The organism is Mucilaginibacter robiniae (assembly GCF_012849215.1).
GTDB classification, from domain to species: domain Bacteria; phylum Bacteroidota; class Bacteroidia; order Sphingobacteriales; family Sphingobacteriaceae; genus Mucilaginibacter; species Mucilaginibacter robiniae.
Genome location: NZ_CP051682.1, coordinates 2,612,346 through 2,635,041, shown reverse-complemented (window position 1 = coordinate 2,635,041; position 22,696 = coordinate 2,612,346). Strand labels below are relative to the sequence as shown.

Annotated in this window: 18 protein-coding genes; 3 read left to right on the top strand and 15 right to left on the bottom strand. The window is 42.2% G+C overall.

From position 1 onward, the window contains the following. Positions 1-546: an RNA polymerase sigma factor gene (locus tag HH214_RS11725; RefSeq protein ID WP_169607876.1), complete on the bottom strand. Its 546-nt coding sequence runs from the start codon at positions 544-546 to the stop codon at positions 1-3. Positions 547-649: 103 nt separating this feature from the next. On the opposite strand from HH214_RS11725, the gene HH214_RS11720 reads away from it, so the two are divergent. Together HH214_RS11720 and HH214_RS11715 are read left to right on the top strand one after the other, a co-directional pair. After that, a complete protein-coding gene (locus HH214_RS11720; RefSeq protein WP_169607874.1) occupies positions 650-994 on the top strand; it encodes a DUF6249 domain-containing protein in 345 nt (114 codons plus the stop codon). A gap of 16 nt (positions 995-1,010) precedes the next feature. Beyond that, positions 1,011-2,183, top strand: a complete 1,173-nt coding sequence (locus HH214_RS11715) for an alpha/beta fold hydrolase (RefSeq protein WP_169607873.1) — start codon at positions 1,011-1,013, stop codon at positions 2,181-2,183. A gap of 20 nt (positions 2,184-2,203) precedes the next feature. On the opposite strand, the gene HH214_RS11710 is transcribed toward HH214_RS11715, so the two are convergent. Beyond that, positions 2,204-2,899: a response regulator transcription factor gene (locus HH214_RS11710; RefSeq protein ID WP_169607871.1), complete on the bottom strand. Its 696-nt coding sequence runs from the start codon at positions 2,897-2,899 to the stop codon at positions 2,204-2,206. Positions 2,900-2,909: 10 nt separating this feature from the next. Further along, a complete protein-coding gene (locus tag HH214_RS11705) occupies positions 2,910-4,748 on the bottom strand; it encodes a sensor histidine kinase (RefSeq protein WP_169607869.1) in 1,839 nt (612 codons plus the stop codon). Between the two features lie 141 nt (positions 4,749-4,889). Between HH214_RS11705 and HH214_RS11700 the strand changes: the two genes are divergently transcribed. Beyond that, positions 4,890-5,726: a T9SS type A sorting domain-containing protein gene (locus HH214_RS11700; protein WP_169607867.1), complete on the top strand. Its 837-nt coding sequence runs from the start codon at positions 4,890-4,892 to the stop codon at positions 5,724-5,726. A gap of 73 nt (positions 5,727-5,799) precedes the next feature. Here the strand turns inward: HH214_RS11700 and hflX are convergent, their stop codons facing one another. The 12 genes from hflX to HH214_RS11640 form a co-directional block, all read right to left on the bottom strand. After that, positions 5,800-7,002 carry a GTPase HflX gene (gene hflX, locus HH214_RS11695; protein ID WP_169607865.1) on the bottom strand — a complete coding sequence of 401 codons (1,203 nt, stop codon included), beginning with the start codon at positions 7,000-7,002 and terminating at the stop codon, positions 5,800-5,802. A gap of 553 nt (positions 7,003-7,555) precedes the next feature. Continuing rightward, positions 7,556-9,718: a xanthine dehydrogenase family protein molybdopterin-binding subunit gene (locus HH214_RS11690; protein ID WP_169607864.1), complete on the bottom strand. Its 2,163-nt coding sequence runs from the start codon at positions 9,716-9,718 to the stop codon at positions 7,556-7,558. A gap of 13 nt (positions 9,719-9,731) precedes the next feature. Beyond that, positions 9,732-10,721, bottom strand: a complete 990-nt coding sequence (locus HH214_RS11685) for an FAD binding domain-containing protein (RefSeq protein WP_169607862.1) — start codon at positions 10,719-10,721, stop codon at positions 9,732-9,734. Further along, on the bottom strand, positions 10,718-11,365 hold the full coding sequence (locus tag HH214_RS11680; protein ID WP_169607860.1) for a (2Fe-2S)-binding protein: 648 nt from the start codon (positions 11,363-11,365) through the stop codon (positions 10,718-10,720). The genes HH214_RS11685 and HH214_RS11680 overlap by 4 nt, the downstream gene beginning before the upstream one ends. A 223-nt stretch (positions 11,366-11,588) precedes the next feature. Continuing rightward, on the bottom strand, positions 11,589-12,653 hold the full coding sequence (locus HH214_RS11675) for an SGNH/GDSL hydrolase family protein (protein ID WP_169607858.1): 1,065 nt from the start codon (positions 12,651-12,653) through the stop codon (positions 11,589-11,591). A gap of 47 nt (positions 12,654-12,700) precedes the next feature. Further along, positions 12,701-13,837, bottom strand: coding sequence for a glycoside hydrolase family 26 protein (locus HH214_RS11670; protein WP_169607857.1), 1,137 nt, complete (start codon positions 13,835-13,837; stop codon positions 12,701-12,703). Between the two features lie 15 nt (positions 13,838-13,852). Next, positions 13,853-15,823, bottom strand: coding sequence for a sialate O-acetylesterase (locus tag HH214_RS11665; RefSeq protein WP_169607854.1), 1,971 nt, complete (start codon positions 15,821-15,823; stop codon positions 13,853-13,855). Positions 15,824-15,849: 26 nt separating this feature from the next. Next, the gene (locus HH214_RS11660; RefSeq protein WP_169607852.1) at positions 15,850-17,124 is read right to left on the bottom strand and encodes a glycoside hydrolase family 27 protein; all 1,275 of its coding nucleotides are present in this window, start codon (positions 17,122-17,124) and stop codon (positions 15,850-15,852) included. 77 nt (positions 17,125-17,201) lie between these two features. Then, entirely contained in the window at positions 17,202-18,410 is a 1,209-nt protein-coding gene (locus HH214_RS11655) for an AGE family epimerase/isomerase (protein WP_169607850.1), read from the bottom strand. An 8-nt stretch (positions 18,411-18,418) separates the two neighbouring features. Next, positions 18,419-19,615, bottom strand: coding sequence for a glycoside hydrolase family 130 protein (locus tag HH214_RS11650; protein ID WP_169607848.1), 1,197 nt, complete (start codon positions 19,613-19,615; stop codon positions 18,419-18,421). Positions 19,616-19,623: 8 nt separating this feature from the next. Next, a complete protein-coding gene (locus HH214_RS11645; protein ID WP_169607846.1) occupies positions 19,624-21,456 on the bottom strand; it encodes a sodium:solute symporter family protein in 1,833 nt (610 codons plus the stop codon). Between the two features lie 187 nt (positions 21,457-21,643). After that, positions 21,644-22,519: an AraC family transcriptional regulator gene (locus HH214_RS11640; protein WP_169607844.1), complete on the bottom strand. Its 876-nt coding sequence runs from the start codon at positions 22,517-22,519 to the stop codon at positions 21,644-21,646. Between the last annotated feature and the right edge of the window lie 177 nt (positions 22,520-22,696).

Genomic DNA, 22,696 nt, shown 5'->3' with positions numbered 1-22,696 from the left:
TTACCTATGGTAATAACGCGCTAAACGCTCTTTCAACAGCTTTCGCGCTCTGAATAAATAACTTTTTACCGTACCTTCCGGCATTCCTGTTATCTCTTCGATTTCCTGATAGGAAAACTCGTTTAAATGATATAAGGTTAACACCGTGCGGTATTGTAATGGTAGCTTACTAACTTGATTGTGTACAAATTCAGCTTCATTCTTTATATGTAACAAGTGTTCGGGCGTTGTATAATCAACTAATTGCCGTTTCAGCTCAATATCTTCTGTAACCCCTTGTTTGTTGTACTTTTTCACATAGTTAATAGCGGTACTGTAAGCAATTCTGGCAATCCAGGTAGATAGCTTGGCTTTGAAGTGAAACTTGTTTAGGTTATGGTATACTTTAATAAATACTTCCTGACTTACATCTTTAATATCTTCCTCATTATTAATAATTCTGCCTACCATATGTATAACCAGTCGTTCATGCTGGCTGATTAACTGCTTGAAGGCAGATAAATCACCAGTAACAACTTTTTTAATAAGGCTCTCTTCAGATTGCATGAGGCTGTTAGACCTGTATTCTGCTACAAATGTTGCAGAATTTTTTTTGCAACATCTGCTTTCCATGGCTTGTCTAATGCAGCAAATTAAACAAACCAAGCTTATGGATAGTAATTCAAGTGTCGCTGTCATGTTTGTATCTGCTTTTGCAGCTACTGCATTCATCATTCACACCATCCTCTATTACCGATTAAAATCCAGGTTAATTAAATCGGGCTTAATGGATGCAGAAAATTTGAAACTACTTAATCAACTTCATGGCGATAACAAGCAAAAGTCGTTAAAATGGGCATTACTGCTATTTTTTGGTGGTTTGGGCCTTATCCTACTACAATTTATTCCTTATACCATAAACAACCCTTTGCCGTATGGCATCGAAGCCATTTTTATAGCATTAGGTTTCTTCATTTACTATAACATGGCTTACAGAAAAGCCGACAGATTTTAACGACTTACATTACATCATGAAACATTTGCATTGTACTATCCTGCTGCTTGTTTTAGGGTTCACTCGTTTGCATGCTCAACTAAGTGAATTGCAGCCGAAGTTAACCGTAACCTTACATGCAACTGCCAGCAATACTGATTATAGTATTTACCTGCAACTGCCTCAAAGTTATGGTAAGCTCAATAGCCACTATCCAGTTATTTTATTGTTTGATGCACAGGACCCAACCTTGTTTAATTATACCTCAAGCACTGTTGATCGGTTGATGTACACCAACGATATACCAAACGCTATTTTGGTAGGTATTGTACAAAACGACAGGAGTAAAGAACTAGGGGTTGAACGCAATGATACAACTGCCAAGCAGTTTTTAAACTTTGTGAAGAATGATTTGATAGCCTACCTGCATAGTCATTACCGAATTAATGATTATTTTACCTTTATAGGCCATTCCTTAGGCGGGCAATTTGTAACCTATGCCCTAACGGTTGAACCTAAAGTTTTCCGGTCGGTAATCAGCATTAGTGGCGCACTGAATTATCCATCTGAGTACACTTTTTACCAGCGGAAAGTATTAACCGCATTGCAGAATTATGTAAGCGTACCGCATATTAACTTAGCCAAACAGAAATACTATTTTTCGGTAGGTAATGAAGGTTTTCAGGATAGCGGTTTCAAGATAGGTGCATTAACGGCAGACAGCTTGCTTAAACAATATCCTACACCCTGTTTAAACTGGCATTTTGATAAAATGAGAGGATTCAATCACATGACGATGCCTCTTGTAAGCATACCAGCCGGACTCACCTTTATATATCATGACTGGCATTTTGCAGACAGCTTGGCTATGGATGTTTTACTTATGCACCAAACAGACCCCATTGTAGCTTTACAGAAGCAAAAAGAGAAAATCATAAATGATTATGGTGTTGATATAGCACTACCTTATAGTGTGTATTACCAGTTTGCCAAAATGTGCCTGAGTACTAATAAAATACTCCAAGCCAAGCAACTGGCTGAAATGATTATCAACCTATATCCTAATGATGATGAATCATATGCATTGATGGCCGATGTGCTGCACAAACAAGGTAATATTAAAGGAGCTATTCAGTATTTGCAATTGGCACAAGCTAATTCGAGCATAGCAAAATACCAGGAGAAAATAACACAATTGCAGCGTAACTAACCCCTAGGCTACTGCTATCCTTACGCATTTACCAGCAACTTATAGCCGCGACCATGCACATTGATGATTTCTACACTCGGATCGTCCTTCAAATACTTGCGTATTTTACTTAGAAAAACATCCATACTGCGACCGTTGAAATAGTTGTCGTCGTTCCAGATGTTCAGTAGGGCTTCTTCGCGGGTAAGCACTTCGTTTTTATGCAGGCACAATAAGCGTAGTAAAGCAGCTTCTTTGGTGGATAGCTTTTGCTGTACCCCATCAGTTGTAATGGTTTGCTGCATAAAATCGAAATCGTAACGGCCTACCTTAAAGTGAGTGGGTTTTTCTTCTTCTTTAACAGGGTTTGTGCCGGCACGTTTAAGTAAAGCGTTAATTCGCAACAGCAATTCTTCAATGCGGAACGGCTTGGTAATATAGTCATCGCCACCTAAAGTAAATGCCTGGGTTTTATCCTCAATCATGCCTTTGGCTGTGGCAAAAATAATAGGTACCTGCTGGTTCAGTTTACGGATTTCCTTGCCTAAGGTAAAGCCATCTTTTTTAGGCATCATTACATCCAGAATCAGTAAATCATAGTCGCGCTGTGTAAACTCTCGTAAGCCAGCATCGCCATCTTTGCACAACGTTACATCAAACTTACCTTTCAGCTGCAAATACTCCTGCAACAAAGCTCCTAAGTTAGGATCATCTTCAACCAGCAAAATTTTCTTCATATATTTTAGTTTAGGCAACGGCTAAGCCAAACTTTAATTCAAACTCTGAGCCTTTTTCTTTTTCTGATTTTACGCTGATCATGCCATTCAAGCGCTTCACAATGGTATTCACATAGCTAAGGCCCAAACCAAAGCCTTTTACATCATGCAGATTGCCCGTTGGTACACGGTAAAACTGTTCAAAAATTTTAGCTTGCTGGTCGCGGCTCATACCAATACCTTTATCGGCCACCCGAATTACCAGCTGGCTGTTCCTGTTCAGGGTACTAATGGTAATTTGCGGCGCTTCACGACTGTATTTGATGGCATTATCAATCAGGTTGTACAACACGTTTGAAAAGTGTAATTCATCAGCTTCCACCACTGGATTGATAGCATCCAGATGTAATTCAACCTGTGCGTTATTTTTTTGCAGCTTTAAAGCCATGCTATCCAACACATCCGAAATTAGTTCATTTACATCCAGTGGCTTTTTATCCAACTTGAAATCGTCTTTTTCTATACGGGCAATGTTCAGCACCCGTTCAATATGACTGCCCAAACGTTCATTTTCTTCAAAAATGATATCGGCTAACCTACCTACCCGGCTTTTATCCTGCGCCACTTCCGGATCTTTCAACGCCTCACTAGCTATCATGATGGTAGATACCGGCGTTTTAAACTCGTGCGTCATATTGTTGATGAAATCCGTTTTCATTTCCGATATCTTCTTCTGCTTCAGGATAGAAAATATGGTATAACCAAAACAAATCACTAACACTACCAGCAATCCACCGCTAATAGCCATCGTGTACGTCATGCGGTTTAAAATGAGCGTGTTTTTATCTGGAAAGGTAACCATGATCTTTCCAGGATCATTAATTACATCATGCGTAAATATCGGTGTTTGGTAAGAAGATTTGGGATCAAATACAGGCCGCTCACCTTTCAAATCATACGCTTTGGAGTAAATTACCGAATCATTGTTCGCCGTACTGACCTCATAGCTGAAAGGCAGAGAAATACCTTGATTTTTCATCTCAAAGCGCAACAATGAATCAATCCACATCAGGTTAATACGTTCAATCAGCGGCTTGCCTGCTTTTTGGTATTCTTCGGCCAAAGCCATAATAGTAACCTGATTGCTGCCGGTTTTAGCATTAGCAATTGAGTCGGCTGTTTCAGCAGCCAGCATTTTTTTAATTTGGTTTAGTCGGCGTGTTTCCAATTTGTGCTGCTGTTCTTGCGCCCACAAAGGGTTGATATAAGTTTTAGTGAGCACCTGCCTACCCAATTGCGGATCGAGGTAGTAAAAATAGGCCGTATCGTACTTGCGCAGTTTGGGTTTGATTAACTGATTTTTTGGAAGCGCAGGAAGCGGGGTAAAAGATTGCCGCTGATGAATAACACCAAAATCATCTGTATATTCTTCCAGTTGCCAGCGGCCGCTTACCGTAGTAGCTTGGGTAAGGCTTTCCAGTTCATTATTTAGCCGGGTACGGTCTATCATCCGTTTCAGGCTATCGCGCAGCTTGGCAATTTGCCGGTTATGCTGTGTTTGACCTTTGGCCGGCACCTTCCGGTTACTTACTGGCGGTGGCACATCATTTTGAATATGCTGATGGGTAATAACTACCTGTTGGCGGTTAACCACCACATTCATAGCGTTAGCCTTTTTGTTCAAAAAACGGTTTGCATCTTGTAACGATAGTTTAGCCACTACGGTATGCAATGCCTCACTCACATCACGGTCAAACATGGCCGATTGCATCAGGTACGATTGATGCAGAAAATACAATTGCATGGCCATTACACCCAACAATGCAAATCCCATCAAACCTACAATAAAGCCAATACTTCTTTTCTTCATACCCAATTCAACAAAAATACTTTAAAAGCCAACCTTTATCGAGTGTTTAACAAAATTTAACAATTTTGCATACACCAACTTAACCTACTGATTAATAATAGCTTTAGCTTTGCAAAACAATCCAGTTAACACTTATCTATCATGAAAAATTTAACCCGTAAACTTAGTTTGGAGTTACTGTTTTCGGTCAGCATTATAGCGATTATTATTATACCGCAAATACTGATGGCACAAGACCATAAAAACATGGAAATCAGTATTCATGGTCAGGACACCCTTATTAACGGCAAAAATTTGAAGGACTTACCTGCTAACGACCGGCAAGAGGCGGTAACTGAAATCGAAAAACTCAGTCACCTGGCGCCGGGAGGTGTGGCCCGCATCAACTACTTACGGCACAGCAATCCTATGATGCCTGCACCAGCTGATGATTCGGCACACCTGCAGGTAAACATAGATCATTTCAGAAACGATAATATCAATGGCTTTGGCTTAATGCACCATCGCCCGTTTAATCCGGATAGGAATGGCCCTGAACGCATGGGTAACTTTCCATTTCCTAACAGTAACCCTGCCGGGGTAACAGGCATACGTTATTTTAAGCGCCGTAACATTCAAACTTTTGATTACAGCAACACCGATAATAATGGCATTAATACGCAGGTCAGCTTCCAAATTTCAGACCCGATGGAGAATGAAGTGCAGCAACTAATGGGTACAGCTAAAACTGGTTTGGAGCTAAAAGATATTAGCCTGGTGCCACAATTTACAGCAGGCAAAACATTACTTACCTTCGGCCTGCCTGCTAAAACATTGGCTGAAGTAGAGCTGACTGACAGCGAAGGGAAAGCTATTTGGAAAGAGAAAGCCAATACGGAAACCTTCAGCAAATCATTCAGCTGGACGCTGAATGGCATTTACTTTTTAGTGGTAAAGCAGGGCAGCTTAACTGCAATGAAGCGTATTGTAAAGGAGTGAGGACTAGAACCAAGAATATAGAATCAAGAGTTTATAAACACAACTTCTTGATTCTATATTCTTAACAACGTATTTACTCTTGTTCAGGGATGGTGTACAGCAAATGATCGTACGGGTACCTTTCGGTATGAATAGCAATTACTTTATCATACAGCATTTTCCTGAACTCGTTAACATTTTCCTTTTTCAAAGCCGAAATAAAGATAGCAGGGCTGTTATTAGCTGCCATCCAGCTATGTTTAAAATCTTCCAGGGTTAAAGGTTCAGCCACATCTTCGGGATGAGTTTGAGCAGGCTGGTACGCATCAATCTTGTTAAATACGGTAATTACCGGTTTATCAATAGCACCTATATCTTTCAAGGTTTCGTTAACAGTGCGTATCTGGTCTTCAAAGTTTGGGTGAGATACATCTACAACGTGTACTAATATATCAGCCTCGCGCACCTCATCTAAAGTAGATTTAAAGCATTCTACCAAATGGTGAGGTAATTTGCGGATAAAACCTACCGTATCGGATAGCAGAAAAGGTAAGTTTTCAATCACCACCTTACGTACGGTAGTATCCAGCGTAGCAAACAATTTGTTCTCAGCAAATACTTCCGATTTGGAGATCATGTTCATGATGGTAGATTTACCTACGTTGGTATAACCCACTAAGGCTACACGTACTAGCTGATGTCGGTTTTTACGTTGGGTTTCATTTTGTCGGTCAATACTTTTCAGCCGATCTTTCAGCAATGATATTTTATTCAGGATTAAACGGCGGTCAGTCTCAATCTGCGACTCACCCGGTCCACGCATACCAATACCACCTTTCTGGCGTTCCAAGTGGGTCCATAAACGGGTAAGGCGAGGCAACAAGTATTGTAGCTGGGCCAACTCTACCTGCGTTTTAGCTTGCGCCGTTTGCGCACGCCCGGCGAAGATATCCAATATCAGGTTGCTACGGTCTAGTATTTTAACCTGTAGCTCATTTTCAATATTACGCAGCTGTGAAGGTGATAGCTCGTCATCAAACACCACCATATCAATCTCTTCAGCAATTACATATTCTTTAATTTCTTCCAGCTTACCGGAGCCTACAAACGTAGCCCGTTCTGGCCGCTGCATACGCTGCGTAAACGTTTTTACTGTTTTACCACCAGCAGTATCCACCAGAAATTCTAACTCTTCTAAGTATTCTTTTTCCTGTTCGTCAGTTTCATTAGGGGTAATGATACCGACCAGAACAGCGGTTTCCTGCTTTACCGCAGTATCATAAAATTTTTGCTTCATTACGGGTACTATTGCAATAGCAGTGCCAAGTTAAACCAAGGTTAAATATTTGATTTTGAAGTGCCAAAATAGCAGAAAAGCTTTACTAATTGAATAGCTAGCTGCATTTGTGTGAATGATTACTGTGCTTTATTCTACGCTGGTTCTTCGTGAGGATGGGTAAAGTGCTATCTCAAAGTTAGTGGATGTTACTTTTCTTTTATACAAAAGAAAAGATAACCAAAAGAAAACTTGCGGCTACGTTATGTTGCTTTGTAAGTGAGTGCTTTTGCTATCTAATGCTATCCGCAACATTCCTGATGCCGCCTAAAAAGGTTATTGGTGGTTCTGTGTTTTTTTATGTTGTTTTCTGCCCACCATTGTCTGTGTCCTCACAGACAATAATATTTACTGGATTGCAAGTAGCACTTCCGCCTTGTTATTAGCAAAATTATCTGTGAGGACACAGACAATGGCGAAAAGCTACCATAACGTACACCTTCTAAAAGAAAACTAAAAAGCCGTAACGAGTACAACTCGTTACGGCTTTCTTTTACTATTATCTGTTTAAGATTTACCCCAGCAATTTATCTGGCGTAATAGGTAATTCTCTAATCCGTTTGCCGGTGGCGTTGTACACCGCGTTGGCTACTGCGGCCGACATACCAATTAGGGCAATTTCGCCCATACCTTTGGCACCTATAGGGTTCACCTTGTAGTCGGGTTTGTTTACAAACAAGGCATCAATCTGCGGAATATCAGCATGAACAGGTACGTGGTACCCGGCCAAGTCGGCATTAACGTAGCGGCCATAACGATGATCCATAACGCCATCTTCCATCAAGGCCATACCAATGCCACCAATGGCACCACCTATTACTTGACTACGTGCCGTTTTCGGACTTACAATATGACCTGAATCAGCTACTGACACTACTTTATTCACCCGCACCACACCGGTTTTGGGGTTTACTTTTACCTGCACAAAATGCACCGAAAAGGAATACATTGAGTAGTTACGCATTTCGGGTGAACCTTGCGAAATTAGCGTTACATCCAGTTGCGGCAGGTTTTTATCTTTTAATATTTTTACATAATCGGGGTCATCCGTTCCACCATTGCCTAATAGCTGCTGAAACTTTTCGCGCAGGGCCACGCAGGTATCATGCACGGCTGAACCTACCGTTGAGGTAATCATCGACCCACCTTGCGTTGGTGAAGGCGGCAATGAGGAATCACCCAGTTCAATTTTAATGTTTTGCGCAGGTATACCCATTACTTCGGAGGCTACCTGCGTCATGGCAGTACCCGTACCAGGGCCAATATCGCTTACAGCTGTTTGCAGGGTTAACCTACCATCAGCTGTTAAAATAGCTTTTACAGTAGCTTGTCCGCGGCCAGCACCAAACGTACCCGACCCCATGCCGTAACCTACCAGCCAGCCATCTTGCATCAACGTGCCGGCTTTAGCAGGGCGGTCTTTCCAGCCAATTTTATCAGCACCTAATTGGTAAGCCTCTTTCAGGTACTTACTACTAAAAGGTTTGCCATTCTCCGGGTCAGTATCGGCATGATTACGTATGCGGAACTCTATAGGGTCAATGCCTAACTTATCCGCTAGTTCATCCATAGCCGATTCCAACGCAAAAGCACCCGTAGCCTCTCCCGGACCACGCATCCAGGTGGGCGTGTTTACATCAACCGGCGCAATTTTATAAATGGTACCTACACTAGGGCAGGCATACATAAAGCGGGTTAGGTTCACGGTGCCTTCGGTAAACTCTTCAAAAGTGGAAGTTTGCCCGGTAGCCTCGTGTATCATAGCTGTTAATTTACCATCGGCAGTAGCCCCCATACTCATTTTTTGCCAGGTATAAGGGCGATAACCTACCGAATTGAACATTTGCTCGCGGGTAAGTACCAGCTTTACCGGGCGTTTAACCATTTGGGCAGCCATTACCGCAGCGGTTTCATGAGGCCAGGTGCGCAGGGCTGCACCAAAAGCACCGCCTACAAATTTCGAGATGACCTGCACGTTTTCGGGTGGTAATTTAAAGGCTTGGGCGATGCTACGTTGGGTTGATTTTACACCCTGCGTTTTATCATACACCGTTACTTTATCCGGTGCATCCCAATTGGCAATAATAGCGTGCAGTTCCATAGGGTTATGCACGTTGACAGGTATAACGTATTCTGCCTCTAATTTTACCTGAGCGTTTTGCCAATCGTCAGGCGTGCCACGTTTGTAATCGGAAAAACGTGGGCCATGAGGCGTAGCCGCCTGATTTAATTTTTTAGATGTATCAGTTTGAAAAGATTCCTGCTCATACTCGGCCTTTACCAACGATGCAGCATAGGTAGCACGTTCAAAGCTATCGGCTATAACCAGCGCTATGGGTTCGCCATTAAACTTGATGGTATTATCAAAAAACAACCGAAGCGGTCCGCCAGCAGTTGCTGGCTTTGATGGATCTTTACCCGTTTCATAACCTGGCAATTTGGGAGCATTCTGGTAAGTAATAACCGAAATAACGCCGGGCGCCCTTAGGGCAGCTTTAGTATCGAGCGTTTTAATAGTGCCTTTGGTAATATTACTGGTAGCAAATACGGCATAGGTCATGCCCGGCAAGGTAAACTCAGCCGAATACTGGGCAGCGCCCGTTACCTTCAGGCGCCCGTCAACTCTGCTGATCGCATCTGTTTCGGGCGGTATATTTAGAAGTTCTTGTGGTTTCATGATGGTAGAATAATTAAGCTAAGCCTGCAGCATGGGTTAAAGCCTCTGTAATAGTAGCCGGAGCCAGTTTTAACTTGAAGGCATTGTCTTTATAAGCTTTGGCACCCTGCATAGCTATTTGTGCAGCCTGCTCAAAGCTGGCTTTATTGGCAGGTTTGCCCACAAGTGCCTTTTCAGCCTCATGTAAGCGCCAAGGCTTATGAGCTACGCCGCCCATAGCTAAACGTGCCGAACGGATAGTACCATTATCAATATCCAAAGCAGCCGCTACCGATACCAGTGCAAAAGCGTAAGAGGCTCGGTCGCGCACTTTCAGGTAATAGCTATTTTTAGCAAAATTATTGGTAGGTACAATAACGCGGGTAATCAATTCATCATGCGCCAAATTGTTATCCAGTTCAGGTGTATTACCTGGCAACCGGTGAAAATCAGCAAACTTAATATAGCGTTTTCCTTTACGGCTGGCCACTTCTACGGTTGCATCCAACGCCACCAATGCTATGCACATATCACTGGGATGTACAGCAATACACTTATCGCTGGCACCAAATATAGCATGCATACGGTTAAAGCCTTCCAATGCACCACAGCCCGAACCTGGGTTGCGTTTATTGCAAGGCATCGCAATATCATAAAAGTACGGGCAACGGGTACGCTGCATCATGTTACCACCAACGGTAGCCATGTTACGCAACTGCGCCGAAGCTCCGGCATTTAAAGCTTGTGATAATAACGGTAGTTCCTGTTTAATTAAAGCATGTTCTGCAACGGCGCTGTTCAGTTCTAGTGCACCAATGGATATAGAACTTGTATTTCCTAGCGACTTACTGATTCCTCTTAACGGCAGCTTTTGAATATCGATCAATTTATCAGGGGACATGACGCCATGTTTCATTAAATCGACCAGATTACTACCACCGGCCAGAACTTTGGCGCCGGGTTTGGCTATAGCATCCAGCACGCTTTGCTGCGTGGTTGGGCGTACGTATTGAAACTGTTTCATACCTGCTGCCCTCCTGCTTTTACTTCCTGTATAGCATTTACAATGTTGGGGTAAGCGCCACAACGGCAAATATTACCACTCATATACTCACGAATTTCAGCTTCTGAGTTAGCGTGACCTTCACGAATACAAGCCACCGCCGACATGATTTGCCCTGGCGTGCAATAGCCGCACTGAAAGCCATCATGCTTAATAAAAGCCTCCTGCATCGGGTGCAATTCGTCGCCATTAGCTAAACCTTCAATAGTGGTTACTTTTTTGCCATCTACTGTCATAGCCAAAGTCAGGCATGAATTTACGCGATGTCCGTCAACATGCACGGTACAAGCACCACATTGGCCATAATCGCAACCTTTTTTAGTGCCGGTCAGGTGTAATTGTTCGCGCAATAAATCCAACAAGGTAACGCGGGGTTCAATAGAAAGGCTTTGATTTACGCCATTTATTTCTACATGCAACGGCATTTTTTCAAACACAGCCGCAACAGCTTCGTCCAGGTGATTTTCGGCTGCTTTTACCGCTACGCCGGGCGTTAAAGCCACTGCGGTAAGCAGCGATGTTTGTTTCAGGAAATTTCTTCTCGGGTTCTCCTTCGGCTCATTCCCATGATGATGAGGACAAGCATCCTTATTCAGGTCTTCCATCAGTTAATTTAAATTGTCTATACCAAGCTACCTGTTTTATGGCACAGCAGGGCAATAAAATGTTTATTTATACTGATTCCAAGAGGTTTTAAATGGCAGTTATAAAACCTTCCATTTTTACATATAAGTCTTCAATTTTTAACTAACAAAAAATAGCTTGTTGAATACCATTAAATTTATTCAGCAAGCTATTTTTTGCTCTAAGTTTTTTTCGATTAAAAGGCTACCAACCTTTCAGCTTTTTGAGATAACTACCCAGTTCGGCAGCAATCAACCCGTGTTCTTCCAAACTCGGGTGACTATCACAACCACTATGATATTGGCGGCTAAAGAAGTAATGATGCACTTTAGTATCTCCATTTTTTTGCCGATCAGCCTCAATGCTCAAAATGTATTTTTTAAGAACAGCAGTAAGTTTTTCATCTCCCATCGGACTGGTTAAAGCAACAATATCAGCTTGCGGATAGTGCTGCCTAAGCTGCCCTATAAATTTCACATAAGCACTGCAAAATGCGGTAGAATCTTGAATACCATCATTCTGACCCAAGCAAACCGTAACTACATCAGGCACGTACTTATTGAAGTTCCATTTCAATGAATCCTGCAACAAGTTGGTACGATCAAAAATGTCAGGCATCGTGAATTTTATATCGCAACAGCTATGAATAAGGCCAATGCCGGAGTAAGAGGTTAAGTTCCATTGGGCATTCAGCATACGTGCTACCCGCGGGCCATAAGCCATATAGGCATTGTGCTGATCTTGCCACACGCCTTTACCGCAAGGCACTACCGACTGATCGCTTCCTGTACCGCAGGTAATAGAGTTGCCAATGAATTCAATTTTATGTTGGGTATGCTCTACCCAGGGTAACAGCTTAGCACATTGCAGCCCTACCATTTCCAGATAGCCGATATTAGTTTCTGTGTCTTTACAGATGGTGGCTGTATGTATGCCTGGCGATAAATGTTCTGCTACAACAATATGGTTGCTTTTACCCGTGGTTTGAATACGGTAAGGTACACGCTGATCAACCGCTATCTCGATATAGTTATGATTTTTATTGTATAGTACTTCATCATTCAAATCCATCATTAATGAAGTGCCGCTGAAACGTACCTGCATATATACGCCGGGTGCCCAGAATTTAGGTTTGGCTGGATTAGTAAAATCAATACGCCCTACGTAATGGATGCTAGAATTATTGGCTTTATAATACTTTAAAGCTACTGGCTTGGCATGTGCCCAAACGCCGAGCAGAGTAAGCATAATGAGTAATTTATATTTCATAAAGTGATAGTTTTTATGATCGCTTTATAGCTTTTGTAAATGCAATGCTACTCTTCCTTGTTGGGCACGATGTATTTACCATACACTGCCAGTGCTGTCAAACGATTCTGAAAGATATTGCTTTGGTTATTGAAAAATCGTTTAAAATCATCCGCACTGATTTGCCCGGCGTAAGGAACATAGTAATGATCGGTACGGCCATTACGCCAGGTAAGCACGTAGGCTGTTTTATAGTTCTTTTGCAATTCGGGTTGTAAAACAGATGTCCACCAATTAGCCAAAGGTATTTGCTCGTAACCCGTTTCGGCCAGGCAAGCTACTTTGTGGTGCTCCGTTGCTATTTCCTGTTGTAAAGCTAAACGCTTGCTGAGGTTACGCTGATAATCAGGGATGCTTTTGGTGCAGTAATTATCAAAACCCATAAAATCCACATATTCATCACCGGGATAACGGCTCAGAAAATCTTCTTTGGTATTAAAATCAGCAACAGAATATACGATGAGTAAGTTATGCAGCTTTTTCTTTGTACGCAGATAATCTACAGTAAAGCGCCATAAAGCTTTAAACTCTTCTGGGGTACACGTGTTGCGGCACCACCAGAACCAGTTACCCGTAAGCTCATGAAAAGGACGAAACAAGATAGGAATAGCTTCGCCTTCATCACCTTTCAAGGTGTGCATATAATGGGCCGCCCTATCTAGCCATTGTACATACCTCGCGTGAGCGCTACCGTTTGGCAACAACTCTTTTACTGAGTTGTGAGTAGTATCCCATGCCGTTTTATTATTAAACGGATTATCCATGTGCCAGCAAAAAGTATTAATGCCACCACGACGATAAGCCTGCTTTACCAGCTTACGTTGCAGTTTAAAAGGAATGCCATTGATATCTTTTGCACTTTCATGTTCTACCCGGGCTAAATCCCAACCGTATAGGGCCGGGTAGGAGCCGGTTACACTTTTTACATCCGACCGGTTTTTATCAAAGCGCCAGCCTACGCCATAAGCAGTATCATCATGGTGCCCAAATAGCACACCGGCACCCTGCAACCGTTGCATGCTACTGTATAGCCAGTGGGTTTCCGTGGTAGCTTGATTGTCGCACGGGGCATAAAGCTGAGCTTTTGCATTAAAACTGCTTGCAAATACCGCAGTAGTCAATAACCATTTGATATAGTTTTTCATGCACTAATTGTCGGTTTATTTATCTACCGTATTATTGTCTGATAAGCCTTTCCACGCATCTGTTCGGAAAGGGAATAGTGGCAAATTCTCGCTATTGTAAATGTTGGCATCTGCTGGGTTATCTTCCCAGGCATAACGCACGGCAACCGGAGCAGACACTTCCTTAGCATAAACCTTTATGGTGCTTTTACTTACTATCTTAGCCTGTGCCCAGTGAAATTGCTGATCGGCACCTGCTATCTGAAAAGCGCCGGGTTCGCCATTAGCTTTCAACCCGTCACCTGCATTTTTAATGTTTACCAGTATGTAATCACCTTTTACCTGGTAAGATGCCAATCGTGGCTCTTGCCCTTTAACCGGCAAATTGTACACTTGCTGTTCGGCCAGCAACACCAAACGATGACCTACAGCCTGCTTGTTTTTAGGATGAATATTTCCGGCATCGCCCACATCAATAGCGGTAACCATGCCGGTATTTTTTAGTTTTAAGGTCCTATCTTGCGCTTCGCGCACTTCGGCCCAGTAAGAACCGTAGGGTGTAGCTGATTTACGCTGATAATTGGCTAATTGTACATACAAGAACGGAAAATCGTCCTGTTTAAACTTTTGCCGCCAATCTGTAATCAGGCGCGGAAACAAATCACGGTACTGATGCCCCCTAAACCAGTTCGACTCACCCTGATACCATAATACCCCTTTAATGCCATACCGTGTCAATGGGTTAATCATGCCATTGTACAGCAACGTTGGTGCATTATTAGGGCCGAATTCTTTAGCTGGTCGGTCGGACTTAGTCAGTTTATAACCTATTTTAAACTGCCATTCGCCTGCTATGTCTATTTTCCGGCTAGCTGTTTTCAAATAAAAGTTTTTGGCAGGATCGGTAAAGCCGCCATCGCCGCCGTAGTTTTCTACCTTAACGGCAATTACATTTTCCCCTTCTTTCAACACGGAAGTTGGAATAGCGTACGAACGGTATTTGCCCCAAGCTTCAGGTATGCGCCCAACCTCAATACCATTTACATAAGTTACATCGGCGTTTTGTATCACACCTAAGCTTAACATAGCATTACCTTGTAAATCCGCTTTGGTCAGGGTAATCTTTTTACGGAACCATACTGTACCATCCATGTTCCATAAATCATCTATGCCTGTCCACTCCCATATAATGGGTAAATTAATTGGCTTCCAATCGGCTGTGTTCAGCTCGGGTGCAGCCCATATTGCTTGGCCGTTTTGCGTACCTGTATCCTGTTGCTGAAAGTTAGCTATCCAAGCGGCATATTGCTGCCGGTGTGTGGTGTTATAAGATAACGTATCTAAACCAGCTACCTGCGTTGCTGACTGGGCAAAGGTGGGTTCGCCAGCTAAACCTTCGGTACTAATCCAGGTTTCTACCACCGTACCGCCCCAACTGGCATGAATTAAACCGATAGGAACATGCAGCTTTTGTTGAATCTCACGAGCAAAGAAGTAACCGATAGCTGAAAAGTTAGCTACTGTTTCGCTATTGCATGTCAACCATTGGCCTTGGGTATCATCAACTGGCTTTAGCGCTATCGTTTTGTTAACTGTGTATAAACGGATGTTGGGGTAATTGGCATTTCGTATCTCTTCGTCAGCATTTTTAGCTATGGATAAAGGAAACTCCATGTTGGATTGCCCGGAACATACCCATACATCGCCGATTAATATATCGCTAAGCACTATCTTGTTACTTCCCTGCAATACCATCTGGTATGGACCACCAGCCTGCATTTTGGGCAACTGTAAACCCCACTCGCCTTTTACGTTAGCAGTGGCTAGATAATTATAATTATTGAAGCTTACAGATACCTTTTCGCCTGCATCAGCCCATCCCCAGATATGAATAGGTTTATTGCGCTGCAATACCATATGATTGCCAACCAAATGCGGCAACCGGATAGTGGCTTGCGCTGCTAAACTGACTAAAAGCGTTAAAGCTAAGCCTACAAAATTTTTCATGTAAAAACGATAACGGCTTACTGCGTTTAAGATTGTTTTAAAGTTAACAGCACCACATCATGCGCAGGAATGGTTTGCTTAAAAGCTTTTTTGGTAGTGCCGATATCTTTCTTATCCCATAGACTATGCAATTTGTAAGTAGTTTTGGTAAAATCAGCATCCTGCTTTGTTTGAGCATCATGCAGTGCATTTTTGGTCCAGTTATAATCTACCGTTTGTGGTTGTGCACTCCGGTTTAAAAAGCATATCGCCCAGTTTTTATTACTTAACGGCTTTATCCAAATCTCAACCCCATCAGCATTACCCGAAATACGGTAAGCAGCTACACCCATAGCATCCTGATTGATTGCTATAGCTTCCTTGTCAGTTAAAATACCACGGGTTTGAGCCGACATTTTGCGCAGATCATTACCAGCTACTAAGGGAGCCGCTAGCATACACCACATGGTAAAATGCGCTTTATCTTCGCCATAGCTCATGCCATTACCCACCTCCAACATATCAGCATCATTCCAGTGGTTGGGCCCATTATATTGCCTGATGGCTGGTTGTTTATCCACAATGGTTAGTACACTTAAGGCCGTCCAGGTACCCATGTGCTTGTCTTTATCAAAATTGGCGGTAATATCACCAGTAGCCCGGTACATTTCGCCTACACCATCAGCCCAAAGCCAAGGCTGGTGATTACCCCACTCGCACAAGCTGAACAAAATAGGCCGGCCGGTGGCCTGTAAGGCACGAGCCATTGTGATGTAAGCCTCACGAGCGTTTAAACTATCGGTATTGCACCAATCGTACTTCAACAAATCTACGCCCCATGAGGCGTACAAACGAGCATCTTCATACTCATGTCCGCGTGTACCGGGGTAGCCAGCACAGGTTTTATCACCGGCGCAGTTATAGATGCCGAATTTCAATCCTTTGCTATGCACATAATCAGCAAAAGCTTTCATGCCGGATGGAAACTTTTTAGGATCGGCCACTAATTGCCCGTTCTGATCACGCTCCATCGACATCCAGCCATCATCCAGCGTAAAATACCGGTAACCGGCATCCTTCATGCCTGATGATACATATACATCTACCATATTACGCAGCAATTGCTCGTTGATATTGGTTTGAAAAGTATTCCAGCTGTTCCAGCCCATAGGTGGTGTAGGTGCCAGGTTGGTTACTTTATTAACGCGACTTGCTTTTTCAACTTTCACAGGCGCTTCATTGCCGGTTTGCGCTAGCAGAGATGAGGTAGAGAGCAGCGTAAATACGCCCATCCATAAAATTTGACCAACTGTTTTCTTCATAGTATAGATAGTTATATTGGTGCTATTACGCTAAAATTACAGACCAGACCAACCTTCAATTTTAACAGCATAGCTATTTATTTAATTCGTTTAATAATTTCTAAACAAGTACGACTGTTATGGTAAGGGCATTTCCATAAACCAGCTTTATCTTCACCAAGCATTAAGCTGCCATCGGCCGTTATGCCCCACACCCATTCTCCATTTTCACGATCCAAAATATGTTGCTTAACAAAGTTCCAATTGTTTAATGCCAGCTCAGCATACTTCACATTGTCTGTAATTTGCCAGGCATTGTAAAAACCTACTATGGCTTCGGCTTGTACCCACCAGTGTTTTTCTTTAATCAGGTGCTGCCCGGCAGGTTCATATTCGTACCATAAACCACCATCGGCATCCAAGCCTTCAGTAGTTGCCTCAGCCATTTCAACAGCTAGTTTTTTAAGCTGAGCTATACGACTTTCATCACCAATAATTTCGGCAGCTTCCAGCAATAGCCAAGAAGCTTCGATATCGTGCCCGTATGATATTGTATCGGATCGTTGGTTCCAGTTCTCATCAAAAAACAAGATTAAATGATGCGTTTGTGCATCAATAATATGGTTAATGAAATTATCGAGCAGGGTAGCTATCTGTTGCTTTAAACCTTTATCTGGCCAAATGCGGTATAGGTTAGCATAGGCCTCCAGTACATGCAAATGGGTATTCATGGTTTTCTTCTCATTAGCATCTTTAGCACTCAGGCGCAAGTCGCTAATAGGTTGCCACTCGCGGGTAAAAGCTTCCAGATAACCGGCTTGCGCTGTATCATAGCTTTTTTTAACCAACAACCGGTACAAACTAATAGCTAGCTGCTTTGCATCCTCATTCCCGAAAGTCTTGTGGTACTCGGCTAAGGCATAAATAACAAAAGCATTAGCATATACCTGCTTTTTGGTATCTAGCGGCTTTCCATCGTAAGTAACCGTCCAGTAAATTCCACCATAGGATTTATCTATAAAATTGCTTAGTAGATATAGATAGGATCTTTCTGCTTGTTGCTTGTAACTTTCATCAGAATATAAGTTATAAGCAGCCGAAAATGCCCACAAAATTCTGGCATGTAATACCGAACCTTTAGGTGCATTGGCATATACATGATTTTGATGGTCTATTTTGCCATAAAAGCCACCATTTTCCTGATCGGGCGTATGGGTAAGCCAATACGAGAGTATTTGGTGCAACTCTGTTGTGACTTCCTCTTTAAAAGTAATAAGTTGTTGCTCTATTGTAGATTGTAGCAGCATTCTGACACTTAATTATGATGTGAAAGGCTTAAAGCAGCCTGCTTATTGCTTTCTATCAATTTATAGATGCTCTGTACCGACACTGCCGATTTAAAACCATCGGCCGGTGTATGCATTACATAATCCACCAGCTGCTCAATAGAAGATACCGCTACATGCATACGGGTGTCAGATGAAGCATAATAAATATATACCGTGCCATCCTCATCCTTAATCCAGCCGTTTGAGAAAGCGACGTTAGATACATCGCCCACACGCTCTATACCTTCAGGCGCTATAAAATAACCGGCAGGCTTGTATATTACTTTAGTCAAATCATCCAGCGATGTCATAAACATATACAGCACATAACGCAAGCCGGCAGCCGTATTACGTACACCATGTGCCAGGTGCAGCCATCCCTTTGCGGTTTTAATAGGGGTTGGCCCTTGTCCGTTTTTAGCTTCATAAACGGTATGATAAGCTTTATTATCAATAATGGCTTCTTTACCGATATAGGCATTCTCCATACTGGTGCTTAATCCGAACCCAATACCACCACCTGTACCAGCGCTAATAAAACCATCTTGCGGACGAGTATAAAAGGCATATTGCCCATCAACGAACTCCGGATGCAGCACCACATTGCGCTGCTGCGGAGAATTGGTTTTCAAATCTGCCAAACGCTCCCAAGTCATAAAATCTTTGGTACGTGCTATACCACAGGCGGCAATAGCCATTGATTGGTCGTACGCTGGCGCTTCGGGATCACGACGCTCGGTACAGAATAAGCCATATATCCAACCATCCTCGTGTTCAGTCAGGCGTATATCATATACATTCACGTCAGGATCATCAGTTTCCGGTAAGGCAATAGGATAATCCCAAAAGCGAAAATTATCTACCCCATTCGGACTTTCGGCCACAGCAAAAAACGATTTGCGGTCAGCACCTTCTACACGGGCCACCATTAGGTACTTGTTATTCCATTTAATGGCACCTGCATTAAAGACAGCGTTTACGCCAATCCTTTCCATAAGATAAGGGTTGGTTTCAAGATTAAAATCATAACGCCAGGTTAATGGCGCATGAGCTGCCGTAAGCACCGGGTTTTGATACCGCTGGTAAATACCATTGGTATGAGGTACGGCCACATTGGGTTGCTGTATCAATTGCTCATAAGCTTCGGTTAGCTGTTGCAATCTGGCTTCAAAATCCTTTATCATAATTATTATCAATAATCTTTTAATTTATCCCACCACGTTTTTTTCAGTATCAGTATAATTATGGCTAGCAGAGCTACAGTAATTAGCAGAGGCATTTTCTGCATCAATATCAAATACATGGGTAGTATGGTGAGGCATAGCTGCGCTATGGTACCCAGCACAACATTGAACATATTTAGTTTGAAGTTTCTGTTGGGTTGGAAGCTTGGGTCATCAATCATCACCTGCGTTCTTACAGGTTCCCAAAAGCCCCAAGGACGCACATTGACATAAAAAGATTTTAACACCGCAGCCTCCGTAGGGGGCGTGGCGTAAGAGCCAATAATAGAACCGGCTAAAGACAAGCCAAACAGTACCGGAAAATAATAAAGTAATTGATTGTCGGTAACTAATTTGGATAATACCATAGCCGAAACAATACCAGTAAGCATTCCCCAAAAGAAGCCATTGGCATTGAAACGCCACCAGTGCCATTTTAATACATTAGCTGCTATGTAGCCGCCATACAGGGCCGACACGATCCAGTTGAGCATCTGGTTTACATCCCGAACAAAAAAACCTAAAATTACGCCGATGCCAACAACCACAATGCCTACTAAGTAATTCATGTAAATTACCTTTTTGGTAGAAGCATTAGGGTTGAAATATTTCAGGTAAATATCATTTACAATGTAAGCTTGTGCAGCATTAACAGTACCGCTGAAGGTACCCATAAAAGCACCCAATAGGCCGGTCAGCAGAATACCAATCAATCCTACAGGCAGAAAGTTATTGATTACCTCAGGTAATATACGCTCAAAATCTATACTGCCATTGGCACCATGCAAGTCCATTTGTTTATAGTACAGCAAACCTAATACAGTAAGACTAATTACCAGCGAATAACGAATAGGTAACAGAATAAGGTTCACAAAACCACTCATCTTACTGGCCTCCTCTGGCGAACGGGTAGATAAGATTTTTTGCATATCGTAGTTGGGAGCGGGTCCAGCTAGTGCTGCAAAAAATCCCTTAAAGGTCATCATCATAAAAAACAAAGCGAATAATGAGTAACCGTCGCTCTTGATTTTTCGATTAACCTCCGGTATAATTCGAGTCCAGTCCAGTTGCAAGTGAGTACCGAAAAACGGACTATACCAGCCGCCGGGTACGTGTATAGTACCACTTTGCAGCTTAATAATTGCAATAACTGCTACCCAAATGCAAGCCACCGTCATGATGATATACTTAATTACATCGCCTACTACAATACTGTGCATACCACCCAGTATAGAATAAAACATGGCAAACAGGGTAAATACAATACCATATACGTGCGGTACATATTGCGGCGCTACCTGAAAAGGCACATACGCTTTTACATAGCTCCACGGAATAAAAATTTCAATGAACTTACCTAAGCCGATAAAGCCATACGCTAAAAAGGCGAGGCAGCTTAGTAAAGCAAAAACAATTACAATTTTATGAGAACTGCTTACACCAGGGCCTTTGATCCCAAACCTCGTTTCTAACCATTCGGCACCGGTTGTGGCATTGGAACGGCGCAACCAGCGTGATAAGTACATCATTAAGAATATTTGGTTAAACACCGGCCATAACCAGGGTACCCAGATACTTTTCATACCGTAAGTAAAACACAGGCTCACCATCCACATGGTACCGCTTATGTCGAACATATCTGATGCATCACTCAGCCCCAGCATATACCAAGGCAAACTTTTGCCACCCAGCATGTAACTCTCTTTGTTTTGGCGCGCTTTTTTACGGTACCAAAAACCAATAAATACTGTGGCTAATAGGTATAAAACGATTATAGTTATATCTATGAAAGATAACTTCATACTAAATTTTCAGCAAGGATAATTTATTTACAACACGGGCTTATTAATGAGTAGCCGGATAAATCATCTACCAAAAGGTGCTTATAATTGATAGCTCAAATATATTTTCTCAAACAGCAACAAACTAATACTATTTTAACTAAAAGCTATGTAATTACACTTTAATAAGACATTACAGTAAGGTGGTTTATATAAAAATTCGGCTACCTATGTAAGTTTCTCTAAACTCTTTAGGAATGCATAGCTTTTTGCGCTTGAACAATCTATTAAAGTTTGAAATATTATTAAAACCGCACTTATAAGCAATTTCAGCCACAGTATAAGTGGTGTCAATCAGCATTCGGGAAGCATGGCCTAAGCGAATTTCATTTAAGCTATCAATAAAGGTTTTATTAGTTCTCTTTTTTATAAAACGACTAAATGAAGCTTCAGGCATATTGGCAATTTTAGCCACTTCGGCCAAGGTAATATGCTTGCTATAATTAGCATTCATATATTCAAATACCTTTTCAATACGACGGCTATTGTAAGTAGGCTTTTCGTTAGCAAAGAAAGGTTCTGAAAGTGTTTTAATATTACGTGATATGGATAAATCATGCAGTATAGACATTAATTCCAGCACTGAATCAAAGCCGCTTTTTTGACTCAAAGAAATAATTCGATCTTTAATAACCTGTATGGTTTCACGCGAAAATGCCACTCCACGCTGTGAACGATCAAGCATGTTTTTAACAAACCCTAATTGATTTCGCCTCAAGAGTTTCTCATCAAATAAGTCATGGTGAAACTGTATAGTTACTTCGGTAATAGCCTCACTCTGGCACTGATGCGTCATCCAGGCATGGTATAAATTAGGCCCTACCAACACCAACTCCAAATCCTCAATTACTTCCATGTGGCCGCCTACAATGCGCCGCGCACCCGGTGCATTTACAATCAGGTTCAATTCATACTCATCATGATAATGCAGCGGAAAATCAAATTTCTGCTTAACTCTCGAGAAAATAGTAAAACAATCGCCGGGTGTAAGCGGCGTAATTTCATGCATCACATTTGCGTTCATGGGAAGGCAATAATTGGTTAGCAGGTGTTTACCCGACTATGATACAAATTTAACAATATTGCTAATTTATCAAACTAATTCATAGAAAAACATGGCTATACGCCATACTTTATACTAGCTGGAATTATTCTATTAAGCCATATAAAAATAAAAGCCATCCTAGTACAGGATGGCTTT

What these genes read in the sequence shown, in the direction of transcription:
- HH214_RS11725 (WP_169607876.1), bottom strand. Translation starts at nt 546, where the DNA reads ATGCAATCTGAAGAGAGCCTTATTAAAAAAGTTGTTACTGGTGATTTA.
- HH214_RS11720 (WP_169607874.1), top strand. Translation starts at nt 650, where the DNA reads ATGGATAGTAATTCAAGTGTCGCTGTCATGTTTGTATCTGCTTTTGCA.
- HH214_RS11715 (WP_169607873.1), top strand. Translation starts at nt 1,011, where the DNA reads ATGAAACATTTGCATTGTACTATCCTGCTGCTTGTTTTAGGGTTCACT.
- HH214_RS11710 (WP_169607871.1), bottom strand. Translation starts at nt 2,899, where the DNA reads ATGAAGAAAATTTTGCTGGTTGAAGATGATCCTAACTTAGGAGCTTTG.
- HH214_RS11705 (WP_169607869.1), bottom strand. Translation starts at nt 4,748, where the DNA reads ATGAAGAAAAGAAGTATTGGCTTTATTGTAGGTTTGATGGGATTTGCA.
- HH214_RS11700 (WP_169607867.1), top strand. Translation starts at nt 4,890, where the DNA reads ATGAAAAATTTAACCCGTAAACTTAGTTTGGAGTTACTGTTTTCGGTC.
- hflX (WP_169607865.1), bottom strand. Translation starts at nt 7,002, where the DNA reads ATGAAGCAAAAATTTTATGATACTGCGGTAAAGCAGGAAACCGCTGTT.
- HH214_RS11690 (WP_169607864.1), bottom strand. Translation starts at nt 9,718, where the DNA reads ATGAAACCACAAGAACTTCTAAATATACCGCCCGAAACAGATGCGATC.
- HH214_RS11685 (WP_169607862.1), bottom strand. Translation starts at nt 10,721, where the DNA reads ATGAAACAGTTTCAATACGTACGCCCAACCACGCAGCAAAGCGTGCTG.
- HH214_RS11680 (WP_169607860.1), bottom strand. Translation starts at nt 11,365, where the DNA reads ATGGAAGACCTGAATAAGGATGCTTGTCCTCATCATCATGGGAATGAG.
- HH214_RS11675 (WP_169607858.1), bottom strand. Translation starts at nt 12,653, where the DNA reads ATGAAATATAAATTACTCATTATGCTTACTCTGCTCGGCGTTTGGGCA.
- HH214_RS11670 (WP_169607857.1), bottom strand. Translation starts at nt 13,837, where the DNA reads ATGAAAAACTATATCAAATGGTTATTGACTACTGCGGTATTTGCAAGC.
- HH214_RS11665 (WP_169607854.1), bottom strand. Translation starts at nt 15,823, where the DNA reads ATGAAAAATTTTGTAGGCTTAGCTTTAACGCTTTTAGTCAGTTTAGCA.
- HH214_RS11660 (WP_169607852.1), bottom strand. Translation starts at nt 17,124, where the DNA reads ATGAAGAAAACAGTTGGTCAAATTTTATGGATGGGCGTATTTACGCTG.
- HH214_RS11655 (WP_169607850.1), bottom strand. Translation starts at nt 18,410, where the DNA reads ATGCTGCTACAATCTACAATAGAGCAACAACTTATTACTTTTAAAGAG.
- HH214_RS11650 (WP_169607848.1), bottom strand. Translation starts at nt 19,615, where the DNA reads ATGATAAAGGATTTTGAAGCCAGATTGCAACAGCTAACCGAAGCTTAT.
- HH214_RS11645 (WP_169607846.1), bottom strand. Translation starts at nt 21,456, where the DNA reads ATGAAGTTATCTTTCATAGATATAACTATAATCGTTTTATACCTATTA.
- HH214_RS11640 (WP_169607844.1), bottom strand. Translation starts at nt 22,519, where the DNA reads ATGAACGCAAATGTGATGCATGAAATTACGCCGCTTACACCCGGCGAT.